Genomic DNA, 1601 nt, shown 5'->3' with positions numbered 1-1601 from the left:
TGCGATGGAACGTCGAGATTGGTATGCGTGTCGCTGGATGGTGGAGGAGTTTCATCGGATTGAGAAGAGTGGTTGTGGCGAGGAGGATCGTCGGTTTGCGACAGCGTCGCGTATGCAGGCGTGTCTGGCGATATTGTCATTGGTGGCGGTGCGTGTGTTTCAATTGTGGACAGCATTGGACAATATACCAGAGGAACCAGCAACAACAGTTGCGACGAATGATGACTTGGTTGTATTGAATGAAATGCAGCCGACTAATAAGCGTGTTGTTACAGTGCGTGATTTTGTGTTAGCGGTGGGTCGACTGGGTGGTCATTTGGGTCGAAAAAGCGATGGTCCTCCGGGAACGCGAACGCTGTGGCAGGGTTATCAACGTCTGCAAGATTTTGTCCTCGGCTACCAGATTCGACTGCGGAAACAGCAGGGAGATGTTGGTAAAAGATAGGGCTGCCGGACGGCCCGGTCCACCTGTGCCGGAAGGTGCGGGCCGGGTCGCGGAACCTCGCCCAGGAGCCGGCCCTCACGGTGGAGGGGTTCCGCGAAGCCGTGGCGGTCGGCGAGGCACAGGCGGCGGAGGCCGCCCGCGACGCGTGGCCGTGGTCGCGGCGGGCGAAATGGGGATCGGCAACAGCACCCCGGCCAGTTGCCTGATCGCCCTGCTCACCGGGTCGCCCGCCGACGCGGTCGTCGGCCCCGGTGCGGGGGCCGACGGGCCGGTGCTGGAGCGCAAGCGGCGGGTCGTCGCCGACAAGGTCGCAATCGAGAGCCACTACTTGGCCGACGACCCCGAGGCGACCATCGCCTCCGCGTGCGGGCTGGAGATTGCTGCGATGGCCGGCTTCTACCGGCGGGCGGCAGCGTCGGGGCTGACGGTCGCCCTCGACGGGTTCATCGCCACCTCGGCGGCCCTCGTCGCGGAGCGGCTGTGGCCCGGCACCGCCCGGTCGATGGTCGCCGCCCACCTGCCCGCCGAACCCGGCCACACGGCGGCACTGGCTCACCTCGGCCTGGAGCCGGCCCTGGACAATTGGGGGATGCAGCTCGGCGAGGGGACCGGGGCGCTGCTGCTGATGCCGCTGCGCGACGCTGCGGCCATCGTCACCCGCATGTCCACCCTGGACCGGGCCGGGATACACGCCGATGGGCCTTAGCCGCCAGTTCCACGCCGCGATCACCGCCGTCCAGTTCCTGACCCGTGTGCCGCTGCCCGGCGGGATGAACCGGCCCGACCCGGATCGGACACTCCTGCGTGCGGCGGTCGTATACTTCCCGCTCGTCGGCGGGTTGGTCGGGGCGTTCGCCGGCGGGGTCGTGTGGGCGGCGCTGCACGTCTGGCCGCCGGTCGTCGCCGTCGCCCTCGGGCTGATGGCCGAGGCGCTCCTGACCGGGGCGTTCCACGAAGACGCGGTGGCCGACTGCTGCGACGCCTTCGGCGGCGGGTGGACCCGCGACGACGTGCTGCGGATCATGAAGGACAGCCGGGTCGGCAGCTTCGGCGCACTTGGGCTGATGCTGGCCGTGCTACTCCGGGGCGGGTGCTTGCTGTCGCTGCCCACCTCGGCGGTGGTCGGAGCGGTCGCGGCGTCCGGGGCGGTGGGCGA

The 1601-nt window shown here is 68.2% G+C and carries 4 protein-coding genes; all 4 read left to right on the top strand.

Annotated elements, in window-relative coordinates; all coding sequences use genetic code 11:
• A partial coding sequence (locus ACK5M9_RS14000; RefSeq protein ID WP_416893760.1) for an IS4 family transposase occupies positions 1-445 on the top strand: 445 nt, incomplete at its 5' end.
• Positions 442-651, top strand: coding sequence for a nicotinate-nucleotide--dimethylbenzimidazole phosphoribosyltransferase (locus tag ACK5M9_RS13995; RefSeq protein ID WP_416893761.1), 210 nt, complete (start codon positions 442-444; stop codon positions 649-651). The genes ACK5M9_RS14000 and ACK5M9_RS13995, both read left to right, overlap by 4 nt.
• Positions 591-1151: a nicotinate-nucleotide--dimethylbenzimidazole phosphoribosyltransferase gene (locus ACK5M9_RS13990; protein ID WP_416893759.1), complete on the top strand. Its 561-nt coding sequence runs from the start codon at positions 591-593 to the stop codon at positions 1149-1151. Before ACK5M9_RS13995 ends, ACK5M9_RS13990 begins: the two co-directional genes overlap by 61 nt.
• The coding region (locus ACK5M9_RS13985) for an adenosylcobinamide-GDP ribazoletransferase (RefSeq protein ID WP_416893758.1) at positions 1141-1601 on the top strand (461 nt) is incomplete at its 3' end. The genes ACK5M9_RS13990 and ACK5M9_RS13985, both read left to right, overlap by 11 nt.

Origin of the sequence: Mycobacterium sp. (assembly GCF_047975165.1) — a bacterium.
Classification (GTDB): domain Bacteria; phylum Actinomycetota; class Actinomycetes; order Mycobacteriales; family Mycobacteriaceae; genus Mycobacterium.
This window is presented reverse-complemented; position numbering and strand designations above follow the sequence as displayed.